Origin of the sequence: Enterobacter sp. HNDS-6, assembly GCF_039850505.1 — a bacterium.
Lineage (GTDB): Bacteria > Pseudomonadota > Gammaproteobacteria > Enterobacterales > Enterobacteriaceae > Enterobacter > Enterobacter kobei.
Genome location: NZ_CP156673.1, coordinates 3581895 through 3605015, shown reverse-complemented (window position 1 = coordinate 3605015; position 23121 = coordinate 3581895). Strand labels below are relative to the sequence as shown.

16 protein-coding genes are annotated in these 23121 nt (G+C 55.8%); 9 read left to right on the top strand and 7 right to left on the bottom strand.

What is annotated here, in order from left to right:
* Positions 1 to 143 precede the first annotated feature (143 nt).
* Genes ssuE through ssuB form a run of 5 tightly spaced genes read left to right on the top strand, consistent with a single transcriptional unit; the run spans position 144 to position 4384 of the window.
* Positions 144 to 719, top strand: a complete 576-nt coding sequence (ssuE, locus tag ABFI50_RS16770; protein ID WP_063943474.1) for an NADPH-dependent FMN reductase — start codon at positions 144 to 146, stop codon at positions 717 to 719.
* On the top strand, positions 712 to 1674 hold the full coding sequence (locus tag ABFI50_RS16765; RefSeq protein WP_014883240.1) for a sulfonate ABC transporter substrate-binding protein: 963 nt from the start codon (positions 712 to 714) through the stop codon (positions 1672 to 1674). Before ssuE ends, ABFI50_RS16765 begins: the two co-directional genes overlap by 8 nt.
* Entirely contained in the window at positions 1671 to 2816 is a 1146-nt protein-coding gene (gene ssuD / locus ABFI50_RS16760; protein ID WP_347484587.1) for an FMNH2-dependent alkanesulfonate monooxygenase, read from the top strand. The genes ABFI50_RS16765 and ssuD overlap by 4 nt, the downstream gene beginning before the upstream one ends.
* 9 nt (positions 2817 to 2825) lie before the next feature.
* A complete protein-coding gene (gene ssuC, locus ABFI50_RS16755) occupies positions 2826 to 3617 on the top strand; it encodes an aliphatic sulfonate ABC transporter permease SsuC (protein ID WP_032637062.1) in 792 nt (263 codons plus the stop codon).
* The gene (ssuB, locus tag ABFI50_RS16750; RefSeq protein ID WP_014883237.1) at positions 3614 to 4384 is read left to right on the top strand and encodes an aliphatic sulfonates ABC transporter ATP-binding protein; all 771 of its coding nucleotides are present in this window, start codon (positions 3614 to 3616) and stop codon (positions 4382 to 4384) included. Before ssuC ends, ssuB begins: the two co-directional genes overlap by 4 nt.
* Before the next feature lie 102 nt (positions 4385 to 4486).
* Here ssuB and pepN read toward each other — a convergent pair whose 3' ends face one another.
* Complete coding sequence (gene pepN / locus ABFI50_RS16745; protein WP_045269351.1) at positions 4487 to 7099, bottom strand: aminopeptidase N; 2613 nt, start codon at positions 7097 to 7099, stop codon at positions 4487 to 4489.
* Between the two features lie 254 nt (positions 7100 to 7353).
* On the opposite strand from pepN, the gene pncB reads away from it, so the two are divergent.
* The 4 genes from pncB to aspC all read left to right on the top strand — a co-directional run bounded on the left by pncB (position 7354) and on the right by aspC (position 13211).
* Complete coding sequence (pncB, locus tag ABFI50_RS16740) at positions 7354 to 8556, top strand: nicotinate phosphoribosyltransferase (RefSeq protein WP_023332556.1); 1203 nt, start codon at positions 7354 to 7356, stop codon at positions 8554 to 8556.
* 165 nt (positions 8557 to 8721) lie between these two features.
* Positions 8722 to 10122 carry an asparagine--tRNA ligase gene (asnS, locus tag ABFI50_RS16735; protein ID WP_014883234.1) on the top strand — a complete coding sequence of 467 codons (1401 nt, stop codon included), beginning with the start codon at positions 8722 to 8724 and terminating at the stop codon, positions 10120 to 10122.
* Positions 10123 to 10729: 607 nt separating this feature from the next.
* A complete protein-coding gene (locus ABFI50_RS16730) occupies positions 10730 to 11836 on the top strand; it encodes a porin (protein ID WP_028012583.1) in 1107 nt (368 codons plus the stop codon).
* Positions 11837 to 12020: 184 nt separating this feature from the next.
* Entirely contained in the window at positions 12021 to 13211 is a 1191-nt protein-coding gene (gene aspC, locus ABFI50_RS16725) for an aspartate transaminase (protein WP_014883232.1), read from the top strand.
* A 52-nt stretch (positions 13212 to 13263) separates the two neighbouring features.
* Here aspC and ABFI50_RS16720 read toward each other — a convergent pair whose 3' ends face one another.
* From ABFI50_RS16720 to mukF, 6 genes are all read right to left on the bottom strand, one after another.
* On the bottom strand, positions 13264 to 13911 hold the full coding sequence (locus tag ABFI50_RS16720; RefSeq protein WP_014883231.1) for an MBL fold metallo-hydrolase: 648 nt from the start codon (positions 13909 to 13911) through the stop codon (positions 13264 to 13266).
* Between the two features lie 20 nt (positions 13912 to 13931).
* Positions 13932 to 14483 carry a YcbK family protein gene (locus tag ABFI50_RS16715; protein ID WP_014883230.1) on the bottom strand — a complete coding sequence of 184 codons (552 nt, stop codon included), beginning with the start codon at positions 14481 to 14483 and terminating at the stop codon, positions 13932 to 13934.
* A 175-nt stretch (positions 14484 to 14658) separates the two neighbouring features.
* Positions 14659 to 16482, bottom strand: coding sequence for a L,D-transpeptidase (gene ldtD / locus ABFI50_RS16710; RefSeq protein ID WP_014883229.1), 1824 nt, complete (start codon positions 16480 to 16482; stop codon positions 14659 to 14661).
* A 178-nt stretch (positions 16483 to 16660) separates the two neighbouring features.
* A complete protein-coding gene (gene mukB, locus ABFI50_RS16705; RefSeq protein WP_023332552.1) occupies positions 16661 to 21112 on the bottom strand; it encodes a chromosome partition protein MukB in 4452 nt (1483 codons plus the stop codon).
* Positions 21112 to 21816 (bottom strand): chromosome partition protein MukE, encoded by a 705-nt coding sequence (mukE, locus tag ABFI50_RS16700; RefSeq protein WP_008499954.1) that lies wholly within the window; start codon positions 21814 to 21816, stop codon positions 21112 to 21114. Before mukE ends, mukB begins: the two co-directional genes overlap by 1 nt.
* Entirely contained in the window at positions 21797 to 23119 is a 1323-nt protein-coding gene (gene mukF, locus ABFI50_RS16695; RefSeq protein ID WP_014883227.1) for a chromosome partition protein MukF, read from the bottom strand. Before mukF ends, mukE begins: the two co-directional genes overlap by 20 nt.
* Between the last annotated feature and the right edge of the window lie 2 nt (positions 23120 to 23121).

Below are 23121 nucleotides of genomic sequence, written 5' to 3'. Positions count from 1 at the left end.
TTACCTCCCGGTCTCTTTCTTATGCACTTTTTCGCATTTTAATTGCAGATAAATCATTTAGTGGAATAACCGCGCGGTGTCACACTCCTGAAAATTGTTATGAATGTTAGATAAAAGCAAACAATTGGTTATAAGGAGGAAGTATGCGCGTCATTACCCTGGCCGGAAGTCCACGATTCCCTTCGCGTTCCAGCGCCCTGCTGGAATATGCCCGTGAAAAGCTCAATGCGCTGGATGTGGAAGTGTGCCACTGGAATCTGCATAACTTCGAACCCGAAGATTTGCTGTACGCCCGTTTCGACAGCCCTGCGCTGAAAACCCTCACAGAGCAACTGAAAGTGGCAGACGGTTTAATCGTGGCGACACCGATCTATAAAGCTTCTTTTTCTGGCGCACTGAAAACCCTGCTCGATCTACTGCCGGAGCGCGCACTGGACGGCAAAGTGGTGCTGCCGCTGGCAACGGGCGGAACGGTTGCCCATCTACTGGCGGTGGATTATGCCCTGAAACCGGTCCTGAATGCCCTGAAAGCACAAGAGATTCTTCATGGGGTTTTCGCGGACGATTCGCAGGTCATTGATTATCAACACAAGCCGCACTTTACGCCGAATCTGCAAACGCGCCTCGATGCTGCGCTGGAAACCTTCTGGCACGCGCTGCATCGCCGGGATATCCAGGCACCTGCGTTTGGCCAGCCTCAAGGAGTCGCACATGTTTAAAACCTTAACCCGCCTCGGGCTGGCTGGCCTGATGGCCTTGACCGGGCTGGCTCAGGCCGCAGAAACAGCGCCGGACAGTTTACGCATTGGCTATCAGAAAGGCAGCGTCAGTATGGTGCTGGCAAAAAGTCACCAGCTTCTGGAAAAACGCTTCCCGGACACCAAATTTGCCTGGATCGAGTTTCCTGCCGGCCCTCAGATGCTGGAAGCCTTAAACGTAGGCAGTATCGATCTTGGCAGCACAGGCGATATTCCGCCGATATTCGCCCAGGCTGCTGGGGCGGACCTCGTTTATGTCGGCGTTGAACCGCCTAAACCGAAGGCCGAAGTGATTCTGGTGCCTGAAAATAGCGAGATTAAAAGCGTTGCCGATCTAAAAGGTCATAAGGTCGCTTTTCAGAAAGGTTCCAGTTCACACAACCTGCTGCTGCGCGCTTTACAGGAGGCCGGGCTGAAATTCACGGACATTCAGCCCGTTTACCTGACCCCAGCCGATGCACGTGCCGCGTTCCAGCAGAAGAATGTTGATGCCTGGGCTATCTGGGATCCGTACTACTCCGCAGCATTACTGCAAGGAGGCGTGCGTGTGCTGAAGGATGGCACGACGCTGAAGCAGACCGGCTCGTTCTACCTTGCCGCGCGTCCTTACGCGGAAAAGAATGGCGCATTTATTCAGAGCGTACTGGATACCTTTACGCAGGCCGACACGCTGACCCAAAGCCAGCGTCAGGAAAGTATTGCGCTGCTGGCGAAAACCATGGGCTTACCTGAACCGGTGATTGCGAGCTACCTCAGCCACCGTCCGCCGACCACCATTTCACCCGTGGATGCGCACGTCGCCGCGCTACAGCAACAAACCGCTGACCTCTTCTATCAAAACCGCCTGGTGCCAAAACAGGTCGATATTCGCGAACGCATCTGGCAACCCGCAGGCAAAGAAGGAGCTAAATCATGAGTCTGAATCTTTTCTGGTTTTTACCCACCCACGGAGATGGCCACTATCTTGGCACTGAAGAGGGTTCCCGCCCGGTTGACCATGGCTACCTGCAGCAGATTGCACAGGCGGCGGACCGCATCGGTTTCACCGGCGTGCTGATCCCAACCGGGCGCTCATGTGAAGATGCCTGGCTGGTCGCCGCGTCGATGATCCCGGTCACCCAGCGTCTGAAGTTCCTGGTTGCGTTACGTCCAGGCGTGGTCTCCCCCACCGTGGCGGCGCGTCAGGCGGCAACGCTGGACAGACTCTCCAACGGTCGCGCCCTGTTTAACCTGGTGACGGGCAGCGATCCGCAGGAACTGGCAGGCGATGGCGTGTTCCTCGACCACACCGAGCGCTATGAGGCTTCTGCCGAGTTCACCCGCGTCTGGCGGCGCCTGCTTGAAGGTGAAACCGTCACCTTCGAAGGCAAGCATATCCACGTTCGTGACGCGAAACTCTACTTCCCGCCGGTACAACGCCCACGCCCGCCGCTCTATTTCGGCGGGTCGTCGGATGTAGCCCAGGATCTGGCTGCCGAGCAGGTCGATCTGTATCTGACCTGGGGCGAACCGCCTGAGCTGGTGAAAGAGAAAATTGCCCAGGTGCGCGCTAAAGCGACCGCCCATGGCCGCAAGGTGCGCTTCGGTATTCGTTTGCACGTGATTGTACGCGAAACCACTGAAGAGGCCTGGCGGGCGGCAGACCGCCTGATATCCCATCTGGATGATGAGACCATCGCAAAGGCGCAGGCCGCGTTTGCCAAAACCGACTCCGTCGGACAGCACCGGATGGCCTCCCTGCACAACGGCAAGCGTGAGAATCTGGAGATCAGCCCGAACCTGTGGGCGGGTGTCGGTCTGGTGCGCGGCGGTGCGGGTACGGCGCTGGTCGGGGACGGCCCGACCGTGGCCGCGCGGATTAATGAATACGCCGACCTCGGTATCGACAGCTTTATTCTCTCCGGTTATCCGCACCTGGAGGAGGCCTACAAAGTAGGCGAGCTGTTATTCCCGCATCTGGATGTGGCCATCCCGGAAATTCCGCAGCCACAGCAGCTTCAGCTGCAGGGTGAAGCGGTGGCAAACGAATTTATCCCTCGAAAAGCCGCGCAAAGCTAAGGAGTGACCATGTCTGCCACCTCACAAAAATGGCTGCTGCGCGCCGCGCCGTGGTTTTTACCCGTCGGGATTGTGGCTCTCTGGCAGCTCGCATCATCCACCGGCTGGCTGTCGAGCCGTATTCTGCCCTCTCCTGAGGGCGTTGTAGAAGCGTTCTGGTCGCTGAGCGTCAGCGGTGAGCTGTGGCAGCATCTGGCGATCAGTTCCTGGCGCGCGGTGATTGGGTTTTCTATTGGCGGCAGCATCGGCCTGGTGCTGGGGTTGATCAGCGGTCTTTCCCGCTGGGGTGAGCGGCTGCTGGATACCTCCATTCAGATGTTGCGTAACGTGCCGCATCTGGCGCTGATCCCGCTGGTCATTCTGTGGTTTGGGATTGATGAGAGCGCGAAGATCTTCCTCGTGGCGCTGGGCACGCTGTTCCCGATTTACATTAATACCTGGCACGGCATCCGCAATATCGATCGCGGCCTGGTGGAGATGGCGCGAAGCTATGGCTTGTCGGGTTTTTCGCTCTTTCTACACGTGATCCTGCCGGGCGCCCTGCCCTCCATCATGGTCGGAGTGCGTTTTGCCCTCGGCCTGATGTGGCTGACGCTGATTGTCGCGGAAACCATTTCGGCTAACTCTGGTATCGGCTACCTGGCGATGAATGCCCGCGAGTTCCTGCAAACGGACGTCGTGGTGGTTGCCATTATCCTTTATGCCCTACTCGGCAAACTGGCCGACTTCAGCGCCCAGTGGCTGGAACGCAGCTGGCTACGCTGGAACCCGGCGTATACCCTTCAGGAGGCGAAAGCATGAATACGGCACGACTGAATCAGGGGACACCGTTACTGCTAAACGGCGTGACCAAACGCTACGGCGAAAACACCATTCTTAACGCGCTGGATCTGCATATTCCCGCCGGGCAGTTTGTGGCCATTGTCGGGCGCAGCGGCGGCGGCAAGAGTACGCTGCTGCGCCTTCTGGCCGGACTGGAATCCCCCAACGGCGGCGACATTCTGGCAGGGACAACGCCGCTGGCCACTATTCAGGACGATACCCGCATGATGTTTCAGGATGCGCGACTGCTGCCCTGGAAGACGGTGATTGATAACGTCGGGCTGGGGCTCAAAGGACACTGGCGGGATGAAGCCCGTCAGGCGCTGGCCGCCGTCGGACTGGAAAACCGCGCCGGTGAATGGCCTGCTGCGCTGTCGGGTGGGCAGAAGCAGCGCGTGGCGCTGGCACGGGCGTTGATTCATCGTCCGGGCCTGCTGTTGCTTGATGAGCCGCTCGGCGCGCTCGACGCCTTAACGCGGATCGAAATGCAGGATCTGATTGAATCCCTGTGGCAGACGCATGGATTCACGGTTCTGCTGGTCACGCATGACGTCAGCGAAGCCGTGGCGATGGCCGACCGGGTGCTGTTAATAGAAGACGGAAAAATTGGTCTGGATCTGACGGTGGATCTTCCACGTCCTCGTCGTGTCGGTTCGGCAAGACTGGCGGAGCTGGAGGCAGAAGTGCTGGATCGGGTGATGAAGCGCGGGGGAACGGAGTTACAGCGAGTTAAGGCTAATGCCTGATGCCCTCACCCCGGCCCTCTCCCACAGGGAGAGGGAGAAAACACAAAAAACGGCAACCTGGGTTGCCGTTTTGCTTTTACCTGCCCACCGGGCTTTTTTACATCACGCTAAGGCTTTCGCGATCTTCTCGTACAAATCGCCGGACAGGTTTTCCAGCCCTTTCAGCTGTTCAAGCGCGGCACGCATTTTCGCCTGACGCTTCGCATCGTAGCGTTTCAGACGGATCAGCGGCTCAATCAGACGCGACGCCACCTGCGGGTTACGGCTGTTCAGTTCGGTCAGCATTTCTACCATGAACTGATAACCGCTACCGTCCTCCGCGTGGAACGCGGCCGGGTTGCTGCTGGCAAACGCACCAATCAGGGAACGTACGCGGTTCGGGTTACTCATGGTGAACGAACGGTGCTTCAGCAGGCTGCGGACTTTGCTGAGCGCATCGGCCGCCGGGCTGGTCGCCTGCAGAATGAACCATTTGTCCATCACCAGACCATCCTGGTGCCACTTGTCGTCGTACTCCTGCATCAGCGCATCGCGGCACGGCAGTTCAGCGGCAACGCTCGCCGCCAGCGCGGCCAGCGCGTCGGTCATATTGTCCGCTTTATGATACTGCGTGCTCACCAGCGTGTTCGCCAGCTCGGTTTCACCAAACGCCAGATAACGCAGGCAGGTGTTACGCAGAGAACGTTTACCAATGTCCGCGTGCTCAACGCGATAAGCATCAAGCTTATTGGCGTTATAGATGGCGAGGAATTCGTCCGCCAGTTCAGCAGCCAGCGTGCGGGTCAGCGCTTCACGCACGGCCACGATGGCAATCGGGTCAATGATGTCAAACAGCTCGGCAATTTCAGTTGCCGACGGCAGGGTCAGAATTTCAGCCGCCAGCGCCGGATCAATAGATTCATCCAGCAGGATCGCACGGAACGCGTCTGCTACATGCACCGGTAGCGTCAGCGGCTGGCCCTGCTGATAACGGTTCACGTTCAGCTTGATGTAGGTCGCCAGCAGACTCTGCGCGGCATCCCAGCGGGAGAAATCGTTGCGGGCGTGACGCATCAGGAACGTCAGCTGCTGATCGCTCCACTTGTACTCCAGCTTCACCGGGGCGGAGAATTCGCACAGCAACGCAGGCACCGGCTGGAAATAGACGTTATCGAAGATAAAGGTCTGCTCTGCCTGGGTTACGTTCAGTACGTGGTGTACCGGATGACCGCCCTTCTGCAGCGGGATCACTTTGCCTTCGTTGTCATACAGCTCAATGCTGAACGGGATGTGCAGCGGATGTTTTTCTTCCTGCTCGGCGGTTGGCGGCGTGCGCTGGCTGATGGTCAGGGTGTATTGCTCGGTTTCCGGGTTGTAATCGTCTTTAACGGTGACAATCGGCGTCCCGGCCTGGCTGTACCAGCGGCGGAAGTGAGAGAGATCCACGTTAGAGGCATCTTCCATCGCCTGCACAAAATCGTCACAGGTCGCCGCGCTGCCGTCATGACGCTCAAAATAGAGTTGCATCCCTTTCTGGAAGTTCTCTTCGCCCAGCAGGGTGTGGATCATACGGATAATTTCAGCGCCCTTCTCATACACCGTCAGGGTGTAGAAGTTGTTCATCTCAATGACTTTATCCGGACGGATTGGGTGCGCCATTGGGCTGGCATCTTCCGCAAACTGCAGGCCGCGCATAGTGCGGACGTTGTTGATACGGTTTACCGCACGAGAGCCCAGATCGGAGCTGAACTCCTGATCGCGGAAGACGGTCAGTCCCTCTTTCAGGCTCAGCTGGAACCAGTCACGGCAGGTGACGCGGTTACCGGTCCAGTTATGGAAATACTCGTGGCCGATGACGCGTTCGATATCAAGGTAGTCTTTATCGGTAGCGGTGTCGGTACGTGCCAGTACGTATTTGGAGTTAAAGATGTTGAGACCTTTATTCTCCATCGCGCCCATGTTGAAGAAATCGACGGCGACGATCATATAGATGTCGAGGTCGTATTCGAGGCCGAAACGTTCTTCGTCCCACTTCATGGAGTTGATGAGCGAGGTCATCGCCCACGGTGCGCGGTCAAGGTTGCCACGGTCAACAAACAGCTCCAGCGCCACTTCACGCCCGGAGCGGGTTTTGAACGTATCGCGCAGCACATCAAAATCACCCGCCACCAGCGCAAAGAGGTAGCACGGTTTCGGGAACGGATCCTGCCACTGCACCCAGTGACGACCATTTTCCAGTTCGCCCTCACCGACGCGGTTACCGTTGGAGAGCAGGAACGGATAAAGCGTTTTATCGGCGATGATTTTCGTCGTGAAGCGCGCCAGGACGTCCGGGCGGTCCAGGTACCAGGTGATATGGCGGAAACCTTCGGCTTCACACTGGGTACACAGAGCCACGCCTGACTGGTAAAGCCCTTCCAGCGCCGTGTTGGCTGAAGGGCTGATTTCATTCACGATGCGCAGCGTAAAGCGTTCCGGCAGGTTGTCGATGACCAGCTGGTTGCCTTCTTCTTTATAGTCTGACCAGGGTTCATCATTAATATGCAGGGAGACCAGCGTCAGGTCTTCGCCATCGAGACGCAGCGGCACGGCAGTCGCACTGTGGCGCGTCACCTGACTCTCCGCCGTCACGACGGTTTTTGTGGCATCCAGGTCAAACGTCAGGTCGATATCGCTAATCAGGTATTCCGGCGCACGGTAGTCGTGGCGGTATTTGGCTTGTGGCTGTTGTGTCATAGAAAACCTTATGCATCGTTTGTCGAGTAACGTTTCAATATATTCCTGTTGCGCAAAACGCGCTATGCAGAATGTTCATCTTTTCAGGCAGAAACACCTTTTTCGCTACATTTGTATAACACGGGGCACAAAATGCCCTCGACCATAAAGTGTGCTTATGTTGTGATCGGGGTTCAATAAATCACTAAACAAGGTATACTCCGGAGTTGTTTATTGTACTAAACGCTCCCGTGAGAGGATGCTACAGCGCACCTATGACTCAATTCGCTTCTCCGGTTCTGCATACGTTGCTGGATACCGACGCGTATAAACTGCATATGCAGCAAGCCGTTTTCCACCATTACTATGACGTTCACGTCGCGGCGGAATTCCGCTGCCGTGGTGACGATTTGCTCGGTATCTACGCAGACTCCATTCGTGAACAGGTCGATGCGATGCAGCATCTGACGCTGCAGGACGATGAATACCAGTGGCTTTCTGGCCTGCCTTTCTTTAAAACCGATTACCTGAACTGGCTGCGTGATTTCCGCTATAAGCCGGAGCAGGTCACCGTGACCAACGAGAACGGCAAGCTGGATATTCGCCTTGAAGGTCCGTGGCGGGAAGTGATCATGTGGGAAGTGCCGCTGCTGGCAGTGATCAGCGAGTTGGCTCACCGCTACCGTTCGCCGGAAATGGGCGTCGCCCAGGCGGTCGCCTCGCTGGAAAATAAACTTGCAGCCTTCACCACGCTGACCGAAGGGCTGGATATGTCCCGCTTCCGCCTGATGGATTTCGGCACCCGTCGCCGTTTCTCTCGCGAGGTTCAGCAGGCCATCGTTAAACGTCTGCAGCAGGAGCCGTGGTTCGTGGGCACCAGTAACTACGACCTGGCGCGTCGCCTCAACCTGACGCCGATGGGCACCCAGGCGCACGAGTGGTTCCAGGCGCATCAGCAAATCAGCCCGGATCTGGCTAACAGCCAGCGCGCGGCCCTCGCCGCATGGCTTGAGGAGTACCCGAATCAACTCGGGATCGCCCTCACCGACTGCATTACGATGGATGCCTTCCTGCGTGACTTCGGACCTGAGTTTGCTGAGCGTTATCAGGGGTTACGCCACGATTCCGGGGACCCGGTTGAATGGGGCGAGAAGGCGATAGCCCATTACCAAAAACTCGGCATTGACCCGATGAGCAAGGTGCTGGTTTTCTCCGATAATCTTGACCTGGCGAAAGCGGTTGAACTTTATCGCCATTTCAACACCCGAGTGAACCTGAGCTTCGGGATTGGTACCCGTTTGACCTGCGACATTCCTCAGGTAAAACCTCTGAATATTGTGATAAAGCTGGTGGAATGTAACGGCAAGCCGGTGGCGAAACTCTCCGACAGCCCGGGTAAAACCATCTGCCATGACAAAGCGTTTGTCCGCGCATTGCGCAAAGCCTTCGATCTCCCGCAGATCAAAAAAGCCAGTTAAGCGCTTACGGGAGCCTGAAGGGCTCCCTTCCCTTATTTATTTCTCAATTCTTCTCTTTTGACTGCGAAATTTACTTGTCTGATAGCGGATGGCAGGTAACATAGATATCCCCCCATAAGGGTGGACAAGTGTTTATTTTTTCCGACTATTAACAGAGAGAATATTATGAGCGTTGTGCCTGTAGCCGACGTACTCCAGGGCCGTGTCGCCGTTGACCAGGAAGTCACCGTGCGCGGATGGGTGCGTACCCGCCGAGATTCTAAAGCTGGCATCTCCTTCCTCGCCGTCTATGACGGTTCCTGCTTTGATCCTGTACAGGCCGTCATTAATAATTCTCTGCCCAATTACAATGATGACGTTCTGCACCTGACAACCGGCTGTTCCGTCATTGTGACCGGCGTGGTTGTGGCGTCTCCGGGTCAGGGCCAGAGTTTCGAAATTCAGGCCTCTGCGATTGAAGTGACCGGCTGGGTTGAAGATCCGGACACCTACCCGATGGCGGCAAAACGTCACAGCATCGAGTACCTGCGTGAAGTGGCGCACCTGCGTCCACGTACCAACCTGATCGGCGCGGTGGCACGCGTGCGCCATACGCTGGCTCAGGCGCTGCATCGCTTCTTCGATGAGCAGGGTTACTTCTGGGTGTCTACCCCACTGATCACCGCTTCCGATACGGAAGGTGCGGGTGAAATGTTCCGCGTCTCGACGCTGGACATGGAAAACCTGCCGCGCACGCCAGAAGGTAAAGTGGACTATGACAAAGACTTCTTTGGTAAAGAGGCCTTCCTGACGGTATCCGGTCAGCTCAACGGCGAAACCTACGCCTGTGCACTGTCTAAGATTTATACCTTCGGCCCAACCTTCCGTGCTGAAAACTCCAACACCAGCCGCCACCTGGCGGAATTCTGGATGCTGGAGCCGGAAGTGGCGTTTGCTAACCTCGACGATGTCGCCGGTCTGGCAGAAGCGATGCTGAAGTACGTCTTCAAAGCGGTGCTGGAAGAGCGTCCGGACGATATGAAGTTCTTCGCTGAGCGCGTAGACAGCGATGCGGTCGCCCGTCTGGAACGTTTTGTCTCTGCCGACTTTGCGCAGGTGGACTATACCGACGCGGTTGCGATCCTCGAGAAATGCGGTGAGAAGTTCGAGAACCCGGTTTACTGGGGCGTTGACCTGGCGTCTGAGCACGAACGCTATCTGGCCGAGAAACATTTCAAAGCGCCGGTTGTCGTTAAAAACTACCCGAAGGACATCAAGGCCTTCTATATGCGTCTTAACGAAGACGGTAAAACCGTCGCAGCGATGGACGTCCTGGCGCCTGGCATCGGTGAAATCATCGGTGGTTCTCAGCGTGAAGAACGTCTGGATGTGCTGGACGCGCGCATGGAAGAGATGGGTCTCAATCCTGCGGACTACAGCTGGTATCGCGATCTTCGTCGTTACGGCACCGTTCCGCATTCAGGTTTCGGCCTGGGCTTCGAGCGTCTGATCGCCTACGTTACCGGTGTTCAGAACGTGCGTGATGTGATTCCGTTCCCGCGTACGCCACGTAACGCCAGCTTCTAAGAGCAAAAAAACAGACCATGGCCAGCATTTGCTGGCCATTATTTTATTCTGCACTGTCAGTTTTCGTCAGCGCAAAGTCAGTGTTTTTAAAGCACCACCCCGTCACAACCACTACCTGTTACGTTTTGTTTCCGAGAAACATCTAGCCACAAAAAATAAACCCTATTCTTATTGCGATTATTACACCCTCAAGCAATAGCACAATTTTCAACCACTTTTTCAGCCATCCAGAAGTCTTTTTTCGGTCATAAGAAAAAACGAGTCGTTTAACATCTGTTTATAGGAATTGCCTTTATCCAAATTAATCATAAGGAATTCATATATATAGGAAACAATCTGCTGTTTAATTCGCCAGGGCGTTCTGAAATTTGAGATGGTTCACAAAGTTCCGAAAAATACACATTTAGTTACACATATTTTCTTTTTGTAACTCAATCTTGAGAATTGTAGCACTTTCAGGCTAGCGAAACGCTTCGGTGAATGGAAAGATGCCTGTCAGATACATAAAGACACCTAACTCTCATCAATAGTTCCGGAAATATTTATTGACAGAATTTATTGACGGCAGTGGCGAGTGTCATAAAAAAACCAATGAGGGTAATAAATAATGATGAAGCGCAATATTCTGGCAGTGGTAATCCCTGCCCTGCTGGTAGCCGGTGCAGCTAACGCTGCAGAAATCTATAACAAGAACGGCAACAAACTGGACTTCTACGGGAAAGTTAACGCCGAGCACGATTTCGTGACCTCTGGCGATGACACCAACAACAACGACGCGACCTACGCGCAGATCGGTTTCAAAGGTGAAACTCAGATCAACGACCAGCTGACCGGTTACGGCCAGTGGGAATACCGTTTCATGGCTAACCAGGCTGAGAACACTGCTCAGGCTAACAAAAACCGTCTGGCTTTCGCGGGCCTGAAAGCGGGTGACGCTGGCAGTATCGACTACGGTCGTAACTACGGTATCGTTTACGACGTTGAGTCATACACCGATATGGCACCGTCCTTCTCAGGTATGACCTGGGGCGGTAACTACGTTGATAACTTTATGACCAGCCGTAGCACCGGCCTGCTGACCTACCGTAACAGCGATTTCTTCGGTCTGGTTGACGGTCTGAGCCTGGGCGTACAGTACCAGGGTAAAAACGACCGTGCTGACGTTAAAACTTCTAACGGTGACGGCGTAGGTTACTCTCTGGGTTACGACTTCGGCGAAGGCTTCGGTGCAATCGCATCTTACAGCAACGCTAACCGTACTCTGAACCAGAAAGCTGATGGTCAGGGTGACAAAGCTGAAGCATGGGGTGTTGGTCTGAAATATGACGCTAACAACCTGTACCTGGCAACCACCTATGCAGAAACCCGTAACACCACCCGTACCGGTTCTAGCGGTGATGCTGGTTTTGCTAACAAAACGCAGAACTTCGAAGTGGTTGCTCAGTACCAGTTCGACTTCGGCCTGCGTCCAGCCATCTCCTACGTGCAGACCAAAGGTAAAGACCTGGCTGCCGTCGGCGGCTTCAGCGGTGGCGATGCAGACCTGGCTAAATTCATCCAGGTGGGTACCACTTACTACTTCAACAAAAACTTCAACGTGTGGGCTGACTACTACATCAACCTGCTGGACAAAGACACCGACTACGCGAAAGCGGTTGGCGGTCTGAACGGCAACGACGATATGGCTGCTGTGGGTGTAACCTACCAGTTCTAATCAGAACACCACTTTGTTATATGCTTAATGAACAGGGCTTCGGCCCTGTTTTTTTATGCCTGACAGAAAATAATGGCGACTTTTGAAAAGCCGCACGCTTTTCGTCGCAAACGGTTGGCATTTTGTAAATCTACCGTTAACCTGATAGCGGATTTCACTTCTGTAATCACAATGGAACTTCGTCATGTTTGAGAACATTACCGCCGCTCCTGCCGACCCAATTCTGGGCCTGGCCGATCTGTTTCGTGCCGACGACCGCCCTGGCAAAATCAACCTGGGTATTGGTGTATATAAAGATGAAACCGGCAAAACCCCGGTACTGACCAGCGTTAAGAAAGCTGAGCAGTATCTGCTGGAAAATGAAACCACCAAAAACTACCTCGGTATTGATGGTATTCCTGAATTTGGTCGCTGCACGCAGGAGCTGCTGTTCGGTAAAGGTAGCGCAATTGTGAGTGACAAACGTGCGCGTACAGCACAGACCCCAGGCGGTACCGGCGCACTGCGTGTGGCGGCGGATTTCCTTGCGAAAAACACCTCTGTTAAGCGTGTCTGGGTGAGCAACCCAAGCTGGCCGAACCACAAGAGCGTCTTTAACTCTGCAGGTCTGGAAGTGCGCGAATATGCATACTACGATGCGGCAAACCATGCTCTCGACTTTGATGGCCTGCTGGCAAGCCTGAACGAAGCGCAGGCGGGTGATGTGGTGCTGTTCCACGGCTGCTGCCATAACCCAACCGGTATCGACCCGACGCTTGAGCAGTGGGAACAGCTGGCTAAACTCTCCGTAGAGAAAGGCTGGCTGCCGCTGTTTGACTTCGCCTATCAGGGCTTCGCCCGTGGACTGGAAGAAGATGCAGAAGGCCTGCGCGCTTTTGCTGCCGTGCACCAGGAATTGATCGTTGCCAGCTCCTACTCCAAGAACTTCGGTCTGTACAATGAGCGCGTAGGTGCCTGTACGCTGGTTGCAGCTAACGACGAAACCGTCGATCGTGCCTTCAGCCAGATGAAATCGGTTATCCGCGCGAACTACTCTAACCCACCGGCACACGGCGCGTCCGTTGTTGCGACCATTCTCAGCAACGATGCGCTGCGCGCGATCTGGGAACAAGAGCTAAACGATATGCGCCAGCGTATCCAGCGTATGCGTCTGCTGTTTGTTAATACTCTGGCCGAGAAAGGCGCAGACCGTGACTTCAGCTTCATCATCAAACAGAACGGCATGTTCTCTTTCAGCGGCCTGACCAAAGAGCAGGTTCTGCGTCTGCGTGAAGAGTTTGGCGTATACGCCGTGGCGTCCGGTCGCGTGAACGTGGCAGGGATGACGCCTGACAACATGGCGCCTCTGTGCGAAGCGATTGTCGCCGTACTGTAATTTACGCCCACAAAAAAGCCTGCGTTCAGCAGGCTTTTTTATTTATCCAGGTTTACCAGACAGGCATCTCATCCTGAAGGAACGGATTATGGAGCCGTTCATAGCCCAGCGTCGACATCGGACCGTGTCCAGGGATAAACGTCACGTCATCACCCAGCGGCAATAACTTCTGTTTGATCGACTGAATCAGCTGCCCGTGATCGCCGCGCGGAAAATCGCTGCGTCCTACGCCGCCTTTGAAAATCACGTCGCCCGAAATCAGCAGACGAGACTGGTCATCAAAGAAGACGATATGGCCTGGCGTATGCCCAGGACAATGCAACACCTGTAAAGTCACATTCCCTACGTTAACGCGCTCTCCTTCGTTCAGCCAGCGATCGGGCGTCAGAGGCTGACACTCATCAAGGCCAAACATGCGGCTTTGGGCAGGTAACCCCTGCAGCCAGAACTCATCTTCTTTTTCCGGACCGATGATCGGCACACCAAAATGCTGTGCCAGCTCTGCCGCTGCGCCAACATGATCGAGATGACCATGCGTCAGTAAAATCTGCATCAGCGTCACACCGCTGTCGGCGACTTCCTGCTTGATTTTCTCGGCGTCGCCGCCGGGATCAACAAGCGCGGCCAGTTTGGTTTGCTCGCACCAGATCAATGAACAGTTCTGGGAGAACGCGGTAACCGGAATAATACGATAGTTCATACTGCTCCTGTGTTTCGTTATTACCAGTGCCGGACCGGACCGGTATCAATATGCACAAAGTTGCTGCTGGGGTAATATCCTACACCACCTGCGCGCATAGATAACGCAGCTTTGCGAATATTGGCTAACGAAACGCCTTCAATATGGAAATCCATTGCCTGTCCCTTCGTGTGATAGCTTTTTTTCGCTACCCCACGGCTATGGGCGCGTAGTTCATTATTGGTATCCAGTGAGCGATAACCTGAAATGAGCTGCACGGGCTTCCTGGTGCCCAGCAGGCCCTGAAGGCGGAACAACTGATCAAACAATCCTGGGTCGATGGCTTTTACTTTATTCGCGCGGAAATCACGGAAAAAATGGTTGAGTCTTGCTAATTCATCCTGAATATAGCCTCTGCCATCGAAAAACTCCGCTTTTAGCGACTCACCGGTATGAAGATTGTTGAGCGTTAAAACTCGCGGACGAGGTGTCGAGAGGGTGGCAAATGCTGGCGTCGGCAAGATGGCCGCTGCGCCAAGCGCAACACCACCTAACGCCAGCAGTTTGCGGCGATTAGCGTCAAATTTGTCCATGATAATCAGGTCTACAGGTCAATGAAATCGTAAGTATGCTTAGCGCACGAAGGGCACCTTAACTGGCAAAACGGGGTACGTCAAGGCGCCCAACCCCAGTGAATACGCGGCTTACAGCGATATCGCCCCCTATTCACCATAACTTACGACAATCATTTTTCCCGAACTACTTCATTTACCTGATTAATTGTTCCGCTTTTGGCAAAATTTGTGCGCCGGATCGCGCAGTGAGATCATAATTGTAAATATCTGTACGATACTGAGTGCGCCCGTCTTCACCCACAAACGCCGTCAGATAGTAAAGATTGACCGGAATGTTGTGTCGAATATTCACGTAGCGCGTATCCCCCTGTTTCAGGGCGTCAGAAATACGCGTATCGTTCCAGCCCGCATCCTGCAACAGCATATTGGCCAGCTCCGAGGCTTTGTTTACGCGCACGCAGCCTGAACTGAGGGCGCGGGTATCTTTCTGGAACAAGTTGTGGTTCGGCGTATCGTGCAGATAGATAGCATCTGAACTCGGCATATTGAATTTGTAACGCCCCAGGGAGTTATGCGCCCCGGGAGCCTGCTGGAAGCGGAACGGCAGGTTGGAAGCCGTAATCGTCGACCAGTCGACCATGTAAGGATCAATCGCCTCTTTACTGTTCCAGCCGCGCATCACCGTATAGCCATGACGTTCCAGATAACCCGGATCGTTCCAGACCTTTGGCAGAATGTCTTTACGTGCCAGCGTCGGCGGCACGTTCCACGGTGGGTTAACCACCACGTTATTTAACGCGCTGCTCATCATCGGTGTTTTACGATCCGGACGCCCGACAATGACGCGCGAGGCCAGTTTTTCGCTGCCATCCTGATAATAGACCAGGGAATAGGCCGGAATATTCACCATAATGCCTGTGGACAAGGTGCCCGGCAGCAGGCGCAAACGCTGAATATTCAGTGCCAGCACCCCTGCCCGCTGCGCAGGAGAGACGTTAAGCCAGTCGCGCGTTGACGGACCTATTACCCCGTCGGCACCCAGCCCCTGCGCAGCCTGGAATTGCTTAACCGCAGCAACCAGTTCGCGATCGTATGCCGCAGGTTTATCGCTCAGGAGAGCGGCCTTCTTCTCTTTCACCGGCGCTGACGGGCTCACAACCGCGCTTTGCGGATCGTCGCCCGGTAGGGCAATCTTCGGCCCGCCCTCAAGAATACCGGAGCGTTTCAGGATTTCGCGCAGAGCAGGAACATCGCTGCTCCACTGGCCTGGACGCAGCGTCGCGGTACCCCGCATTTGCGGCCAGGGACGCGAGTCGCCCACCAGCGCGAGGAGCGACTCATGCAGGGTGGCATACTGCGGGTGCGCCGGGGCGAGACTGGCAATAAAGCGCGGCAGATCGCCATTATCCAGCGCCAGCTGCCACTGGTTGATAACCGACAGCGCTGGCGTCGCCAGCTTGTAGGGCTTATCGCTATATAACCAGCGGTTGCCGTTGACCGGAATACCCGCCACAAACTGCAGATAGCCCATCATGGCATCGGAAAGCACCACGTCCCGCGCCTGTCCAGTGACGGCTGGATCGGTTAACAGCTCAACCCACTTCGTAAACTGCGGCTGAAAACCCGCAATCGCCACTTCTGCCAGCTGCTGCTGGAACGCGCGCACGGCATCACGGTCTTCCCACATGGGTTTCATGTCCCGGGCAGCATAAAGCAGCGTGAGCTGATTGATATAGGCGGGCGTGTAGCCTGACGGCAACCCTGAGAGGAGCTGCTGGCTAAGCGATTCGATATCGATGCCTTCCGGCAACGGCTTAATGCCGGCCATGACGGCGGTCGCCGGAGACTGTTCCAGCGGCTGAGACAATGACGTCGGCTGCGCGCCTGTCGCTGCGGAGCTGTCCGTCGGCACAATTTCAGGCTCGTCGGCCTGGGCGGTTAACAGTGGAGCAAACATCACTGCCAGGCATAAACTCAGCGCAGACAGCTGACGACCACATTCTTTCTTTAGCAACATCCCTTGCCCCCTGTTTTCACGACATGCCCATCACGGTGGGGCTTTCTTTTATTATAGGTAGACGGCAAACCTGTTGCCTTACCTTATGTAAAGAAGTTTAAAGATAACGCAGCCCTAAGCACAAGTTAAGTGAATAAAAAAAGCGGCGCTTTTGCGCCGCTCTTTGTAACAAAACGCCTCAGGAAGCGTCTGCCGTGGTTTCCGGCAATGACTCCGGAGGCTGCGGCGCAAAACCACGCAACCCGACAACATGAACGTGTTCGCTGTTCTGGAACACTTTACGCACCAGTTTATAGGTGGTCCCTTTTTCAGGGCTGATGTTTTCCGGTGCCGCAATGATGAGCTGCATATCAAGACGCTCGCAAAGCTCAAACAGCGTGGCAATAGAACGGGCATCAAGACGCGCCGCTTCATCCAGGAACAGCAGGCGGCATGGAGAGATGTCTTTACCGCGCAGACGGCGCGCTTCATCTTCCCAGCTCTGTACAACCATCACCAGAATGGACATCCCGGTACCGATCGCTTCACCGGTAGAGAGCGCCCCGGATTCCGCACGCAGCCAGCCGTCTGAACCACGGTTAACCTCAACTTCCATTTCCAGGTAGTTACGGTAATCCAGCAGTTCTTCACCGATGGTTTGCGGCGTGCGCTGACCCATATCAATCTGCGGGTTCAGACGCTGGTACAGCTTCGCCAGCGCTTCAGAGAAGGTCAGACGGTTGCTGTTGAACAGATCCTGATGCTGCTCGTGCTGCTCAGAGAGCACGTCCAGCAGCGTCGCGTGGGCTTCACGTACGTTGACGTTGAGACGCACGCTGTTCACCTGACCAAACGACACACTCTGCAGACCCTGGTTCAGTTGGCGGATACGGTTCTGCTCACGCTGAATGGTCTTGCGAATAATATTCGCCACGCTGCGGGAGCTGATAGCCAGCTTCTGCTCGCGGGAAGTCAGCTCTTCCGTCAGACGCCCCAGCTCGATTTCCATCTGTTCGATGGCCTCGACCGGATCGTCGGTACGGATGATATCCTGACGAATACGCTCGCGCAGATGCTGATAAACCGCCACGAAGAACTGAATTTTACGCTCCGGACGTTTCGGATCTTCTGACATGCGCAGCACATCGCGCAGGTGCTCGTTATCCGCCACCGCCAGGCGCAGCGCACCCAACGCCTTATCCGACATTGAACGCAGCTCATCGGCTGAGAGGTACGCCAGTTCGCGACGGTGCAGGCGACGTTCCACGTTGTTGTCTTTCACCATCCGCATGACCGCACACCAGCCCGCTTTCGCCGTCACCACCTGCTCGCGCATCTCGTGATAGTCGCGTTCCAGCTTGCGCAGGCGACGGGTCAGGTTATCCATTTCGGCTTCGCAGAAGGTCAGCGCTTTTTCCAGCTGATTACGACGCGCACGGTTGTTGCTGAGCTGGCTATGCAGTTCATCGCGACGAAGACGGGCGCGCTCCTCCGCCCCGCTGTCGGCACGCACGCCAATGTCCTGCAACTCTTTCTGCAGGTCGTTTAACAGCTCTTTCTTGGTGTCGAAGGAGCTTTTCAGCGAGGCCAGCACCTGGTTGTACTGATTAAGCTGAGCGGAGTGGCTGCGCATCGCTTCGCGTGCTCGGGTACGTTCCGCTTCTGCCTGCTCAAGACGTTGACGCAGCTTTTCATTCAGGTCGCTGTTACCGCTCAGCATTTCAGCCGAATCGGAATAGCCGAAGTGTGCGCGACGCTGCACGACTTCCGTCAGGGCAAACGCCTGCTGACGCGCTTCGCGCTGCACCTGCTGCGACCAGGCATAATCTTCTTTTAACTGCTCGAACTGTTCCGGGTCGCTCTGCAGGACAGACACCACGGGCTCCAGCTTCGCCAGCTGATTGCCGTGCTGCTGCACGAAACGCGCGGCTTCCTGGGCTTCATCCAGACGTTCCTGGATCTCATCCACGCGATCGGCCAGCGTGTCATCTGCCAGAAGGTTGAGGCGCGGCAGGATGCGGTTAAGGGCAGCGACGCCCTCTTTCGCCTGTTCAAACTGGACGCGACTCTGCTGGTTGTCACTTTCATGACTGGCAATGGCGCGTTCCAGCTCGCCGCGGCGGGTATTGAGTTTGCGGATTTCCGCTTCCGGGTCGGCTTCAAACGCCACGCCCAGATGGCTACCGATAAAACGGCTGAACGCCTGATGCAGACGCTGGGTTTTCTGTACATCAAACGACAGGGTCGCAAAACGTTCCGACAGCGTTTCACGCTCGGCATGGAGGCTCTCAATACGGCTTTCACGTGCGGCACGGCCAAACAGCGGCAGTTCCGGGAAGCGGGAGTAACGCCACTGGCGGTCAGCGATTTTCACCACCACCGCTTTTTCCAGCTCGTCAACGCTAAACACGCTGTCATCGAACGACTGTGGATCCCCTTCGATCAGATAGAGATCTTCCGGGCAATCTTCCAGCCCGGCGAGCTGGTCAGAAATCAGCGACAGATCCGGCACCACAATCGCGTTACGGGATGGGCCGTACAATGCGGAGAAGTATGGCGCATCGTCCAGGCCGACATCGTCGTAAATCTCAGACAGCAGTACGCCACCAAAACGCTCGGCTAAGGCATTGAGGCGCGGATCTTCTGACCCGCCCGGCTGGCTTAAGCGCTCAATTTCTTCATCGACGTCACGCTTACGTGCGCCGACTTCATCACGCTCAACAATGGCTTCGCGCTCACGCTCCAGCAGCTGTTGCAGGTATTCGGTCACCTGCTGGCTGGATTCGAACTGTTCGCCGCACTGTTCGCTGAGCTGGTTAAGGCTGCTTTGCGCCGCCAGCCAGACCGGCGCGCGCTCCAGGAGCCTTTTAGAACGGGACTGAAGCTGTTCCAGCTCCTGGCGCAGGGTCATGCGCTGCTCACTGGCGCTGGAGACCGTATCGGAAAGCGCAGCGATACGCGCTTCCAGCTCCTGATGCAGCGCCTCAAGCTCGTCGAAATCGTAATGTTTACCCTGACGCTTACAGAACTCAGCCAGCAAACGCTCGGCTTCCTGCTGCTCACGCAGGCGCTGTTCCAGTTCGTTCAGGCGCATACGCAGCGGCTGCACCTGCTCGGCCAGATGGCGCTGGTTGACGCCGTCGCGCAGCAGTTCACGGGCAACGTTCCAGGCTTCGTTACGCGCCAGCGGGCCATTAATGGCGACCACCAGCTGATACGCTTGTTCAAACTGGCTGTGCGCCGTTTGCGCGACGCTCATTTTCTGTTCAAGAGAGAGCAGTTTCTCGGTGGCTTCCTGCTCTTTGGCCTGGAAGGTATCCAGCCACTCGTCGGCGCTTTCCGGCGTCAGGTCAGGCAGATGGCACAGCTCTTTCGCGCGCTGTAACGCCTGCAGTGCCTGGGTGTACTGAATCGCACGCGTCTGCTGCACGTCCAATGCCTGCTGGTAATCAGCAAGCTGGCTTTTCAGCTCATCCACTTCCAGCTCGGCGGCTTCGGCGCGGGCTTCGTTCTCTTCCTGCATCTCGGCGGCTTCGGCCACCACTTCATTTTGCTCTTCGAGACGAATTTGCAGCTCATCGAGATCCGCCTCGTAGCGCTCGATTTTCTCCTGCTGGCGCAACGCGGTCTGCACCAGGTTCAGGTGATCGCTGGCGGCCTGGTAGTCGGCTTCCAGGTCACCTTCAGCGCCGTTGTGCTCGCCCAGCTCGCGCGCCATTTCGACGTGCTTATACTGCTCTGCCACCAGTTGTTTACGGGAGGTAAACAGTTCGCGGCGGTATTCTAATGCCTGATCGAGATGGACGCGGCGCTCATTGGCGTGACGCATGTAGTCCGCCGCCACGTAGTTGGTGGCTTCGCTGATCAGGTGTTTAAACAGGTCACGGTCTGACTGGGTCACGCGAATCGCTTCCAGCGTCATGCGGTTTTCACGCAGCGCCGCTTCCATATCCTGGAACGCCTTACGCACGCCGCTGTTCTCCGGCAACAGGTAGTCGCGCAGGGAGCGGGTAATGGCGCTGGAGATACCGCCGTACAGGGACGCTTCGATCAGACGGTAGTATTTGCTACGGTCTGAAGCGGTGCGCAGGCGACGCGCCACCACGCCCAGATCGAACATCAGGGAGTGGTAGTCGGTAATGGAGTTGAACTGCTTGAACTGCACGCCCTCAATGGCTTCGAGCTTGTCTTTCAGTTCCTGTAACGTCAGCACGCGCGCCTGGCGTTCATTCAGGGTTTCCGTCAGCAGCGCGGTCGGCTGCACGGAGGTTGGCAGCCCCTGGATAGCAAACGGTTTGATATCCACTTTACGGTCGCGACCGGCAACCTGCTGCAAACGAACCCCCACCACGACGCGCTGGTGACGAGAGTTGATGACGTCCAGAACGGAATAACAGACGCCCGCTTTCAGCTTACCGTGCAGACCTTTATCGCGGGAGCCGCTTGTCGCGCCTGCTTCAGTGGTGTTACGGAAGTGAAGCAACGTCAGGTCGGGGATCAGCGCCGTCACAAACGCCGCCATGGTGGTGGATTTCCCCGCCCCGTTACCGCCGGAGAGCGTCGTGACCAGCTCGTCCAGATCGAAGGTTCGGGCAAAGAAGCCGTTCCAGTTAATCAGCGTTAGTGAGCGAAATTTACCGCGTTCAATCATTACTCTTCCTCCCCGCTATCCGGCAGATTCTCTTCATGCTCGTCATTGAGCTGCAAATGGTTTTCCACCGGCATCGCTTCACCGTCACGGATCATGCGAAGCTGCGCTTCACGCGCGTCATCCCCCGCACGCACATCGGCGCCGAAGCGGAAGACTGATTCCGTAATGCGGAATTTGCTGCTGTCGTGGCCCATAAACCAGACCATCCCCAGACGACGCAGACGGTTCAGGGAAGAGCGCACCTTTTCCTGTAATTTCTGACGGTCAAGATCCGATCCGGTCGAACGGTTGTTCACCAGCTTGAGCAGCTTGCTCTCATCCGCCAGCGTCAGTAGCTCATCGTAGAGTTCCTGCTGGGTGAAGATGCCTTCATTCGCCAGACGTTCCGGGCTGAGATAGAGATAGCAAAGAATTTTGCCGACCATCATATCCAGCTCGGAGAGCACGGAGCGCGGGATCAGCGTCGTGGAGCGCGGGCGCAGGTAGAAAAAACCTTCCGGCGCGCGAATCAGCTCCACGTTGTAGCGGGCGTAAAACTCTTCCAGGTACTCCTGGAAGTCCATCAAAAAGGCGTGATTATCCAGCTCGTCTAAGCCAATGTGACGCCCGGCACGCAGCTGGCTGTCCAGCGCCGGAAATAACGGATTCGCCAGCGCCTGTGCCAGCTTAACCGGCATCACTTGTTCAATATTTGTCAATGACATGCGCCTGTACCTTGGCTCCGTAATCGTTAATTGGCTGCCACTTCGGCGGCAGTCCGGTGAAATCTGCTTGCGCGATACCCAGGCGCACCGCCTGGTCTACCACAATGCGGGCAACGTCGAAGTGGCGCGCGCGCGGATATTGCGCCAGATAGTCGCGCACCACGAGTCCAAGATCCAGCGGAGCTTGTCTGGTTTTGTAGACAGCGAGCTGTTCTTCGATCATCGCCGCAAGTTGCTCACGAATTTCGTTGAATTCTTCAAACTCCAGATCCGGCGGCAGTTCACCGGTCACCTCTTCATCGCGCAGGGCCATCTCTTCGTCGCGCATATCCAGCAGACGATCGGCATTGGCGTAGGTCAGCGCCCATGGCGCATCGAAGTAGGTCTGAACCGACTGGCGCAGACGCTGAGCAAAGACGCGGTTTTTATCCATATCAATCGCGGTGCGGATAAACTTATGCACGTGTCGGTCGTAGCCAATCCACAGGTCGATCGACTGCTGTCCCCAGCTAATGATGCGGTCGAGCTTGCTCTGCAGATCGAACACCAGACGGTCGATAAAATGCAGATCGTCATGCGCCAGCGTCGCGTCCTGGATGCGCAGCAGGTTGGCCTGCAGCTTATCCCCTGCCGCCTCCAGCGTATCCTGCAGTTCACGCAGCGTACCGGAGGTTTCTGACAGTAAAAGTTCGCAGCTGGAGATGGCGGCACGCCAGTCTTTATTCAGCAGCTGCGCAATGTCATCTTTGACCTGCTGCTGCTGTTCGTCCATCAAACGCTGGGTTAGATCGATGCTGTCGAAAATCTCGGCCACCGAATATTTCAGCGGCGCGTAAACGTTGCGGTGCCAGTGGAATTCATCACCGTTTTCATCTGCAGCATCGGCGGCACGCTTAAGCTCACCCGCCACGATCGAGAGCTGCATGGAAAGACGCAGCGTGGAAAATTCGCGCTGGCGAATGTAGTAATCGGTGATGCCGATACCCAACGGCGTCAGGCGATAGATGGCGTTTCCTTCCGCCTGCTCGCTGGTAAAGCGGTTCAGCAGACGTTGACGCACCATATCGTTGATTGCGTTGTTGGCACGCACGCTAATGGTTTCGCTGGTTTGCTCAAACGCATCACTGACATGGCGGAACGCATCCACCAGTTCACCCTCGCTCATTTCGCCATCCAGCCGTTCGCCGTTCAGCGTGGCAACCGCCAGCAGGAAAGAGAGTCTGTCTACCGGCAGCGAGATGGAGAAATCGTTTTTCCTGGCCCAGGCAACCAGTTCGGGGACTGTCTGGGAAAATTCACTCATAG

What these genes read in the sequence shown, in the direction of transcription:
- ssuE (WP_063943474.1), top strand. Translation starts at nt 144, where the DNA reads ATGCGCGTCATTACCCTGGCCGGAAGTCCACGATTCCCTTCGCGTTCC.
- ABFI50_RS16765 (WP_014883240.1), top strand. Translation starts at nt 712, where the DNA reads ATGTTTAAAACCTTAACCCGCCTCGGGCTGGCTGGCCTGATGGCCTTG.
- ssuD (WP_347484587.1), top strand. Translation starts at nt 1,671, where the DNA reads ATGAGTCTGAATCTTTTCTGGTTTTTACCCACCCACGGAGATGGCCAC.
- ssuC (WP_032637062.1), top strand. Translation starts at nt 2,826, where the DNA reads ATGTCTGCCACCTCACAAAAATGGCTGCTGCGCGCCGCGCCGTGGTTT.
- ssuB (WP_014883237.1), top strand. Translation starts at nt 3,614, where the DNA reads ATGAATACGGCACGACTGAATCAGGGGACACCGTTACTGCTAAACGGC.
- pepN (WP_045269351.1), bottom strand. Translation starts at nt 7,099, where the DNA reads ATGACACAACAGCCACAAGCCAAATACCGCCACGACTACCGTGCGCCG.
- pncB (WP_023332556.1), top strand. Translation starts at nt 7,354, where the DNA reads ATGACTCAATTCGCTTCTCCGGTTCTGCATACGTTGCTGGATACCGAC.
- asnS (WP_014883234.1), top strand. Translation starts at nt 8,722, where the DNA reads ATGAGCGTTGTGCCTGTAGCCGACGTACTCCAGGGCCGTGTCGCCGTT.
- ABFI50_RS16730 (WP_028012583.1), top strand. Translation starts at nt 10,730, where the DNA reads ATGATGAAGCGCAATATTCTGGCAGTGGTAATCCCTGCCCTGCTGGTA.
- aspC (WP_014883232.1), top strand. Translation starts at nt 12,021, where the DNA reads ATGTTTGAGAACATTACCGCCGCTCCTGCCGACCCAATTCTGGGCCTG.
- ABFI50_RS16720 (WP_014883231.1), bottom strand. Translation starts at nt 13,911, where the DNA reads ATGAACTATCGTATTATTCCGGTTACCGCGTTCTCCCAGAACTGTTCA.
- ABFI50_RS16715 (WP_014883230.1), bottom strand. Translation starts at nt 14,483, where the DNA reads ATGGACAAATTTGACGCTAATCGCCGCAAACTGCTGGCGTTAGGTGGT.
- ldtD (WP_014883229.1), bottom strand. Translation starts at nt 16,482, where the DNA reads ATGTTGCTAAAGAAAGAATGTGGTCGTCAGCTGTCTGCGCTGAGTTTA.
- mukB (WP_023332552.1), bottom strand. Translation starts at nt 21,112, where the DNA reads ATGATTGAACGCGGTAAATTTCGCTCACTAACGCTGATTAACTGGAAC.
- mukE (WP_008499954.1), bottom strand. Translation starts at nt 21,816, where the DNA reads ATGTCATTGACAAATATTGAACAAGTGATGCCGGTTAAGCTGGCACAG.
- mukF (WP_014883227.1), bottom strand. Translation starts at nt 23,119, where the DNA reads ATGAGTGAATTTTCCCAGACAGTCCCCGAACTGGTTGCCTGGGCCAGG.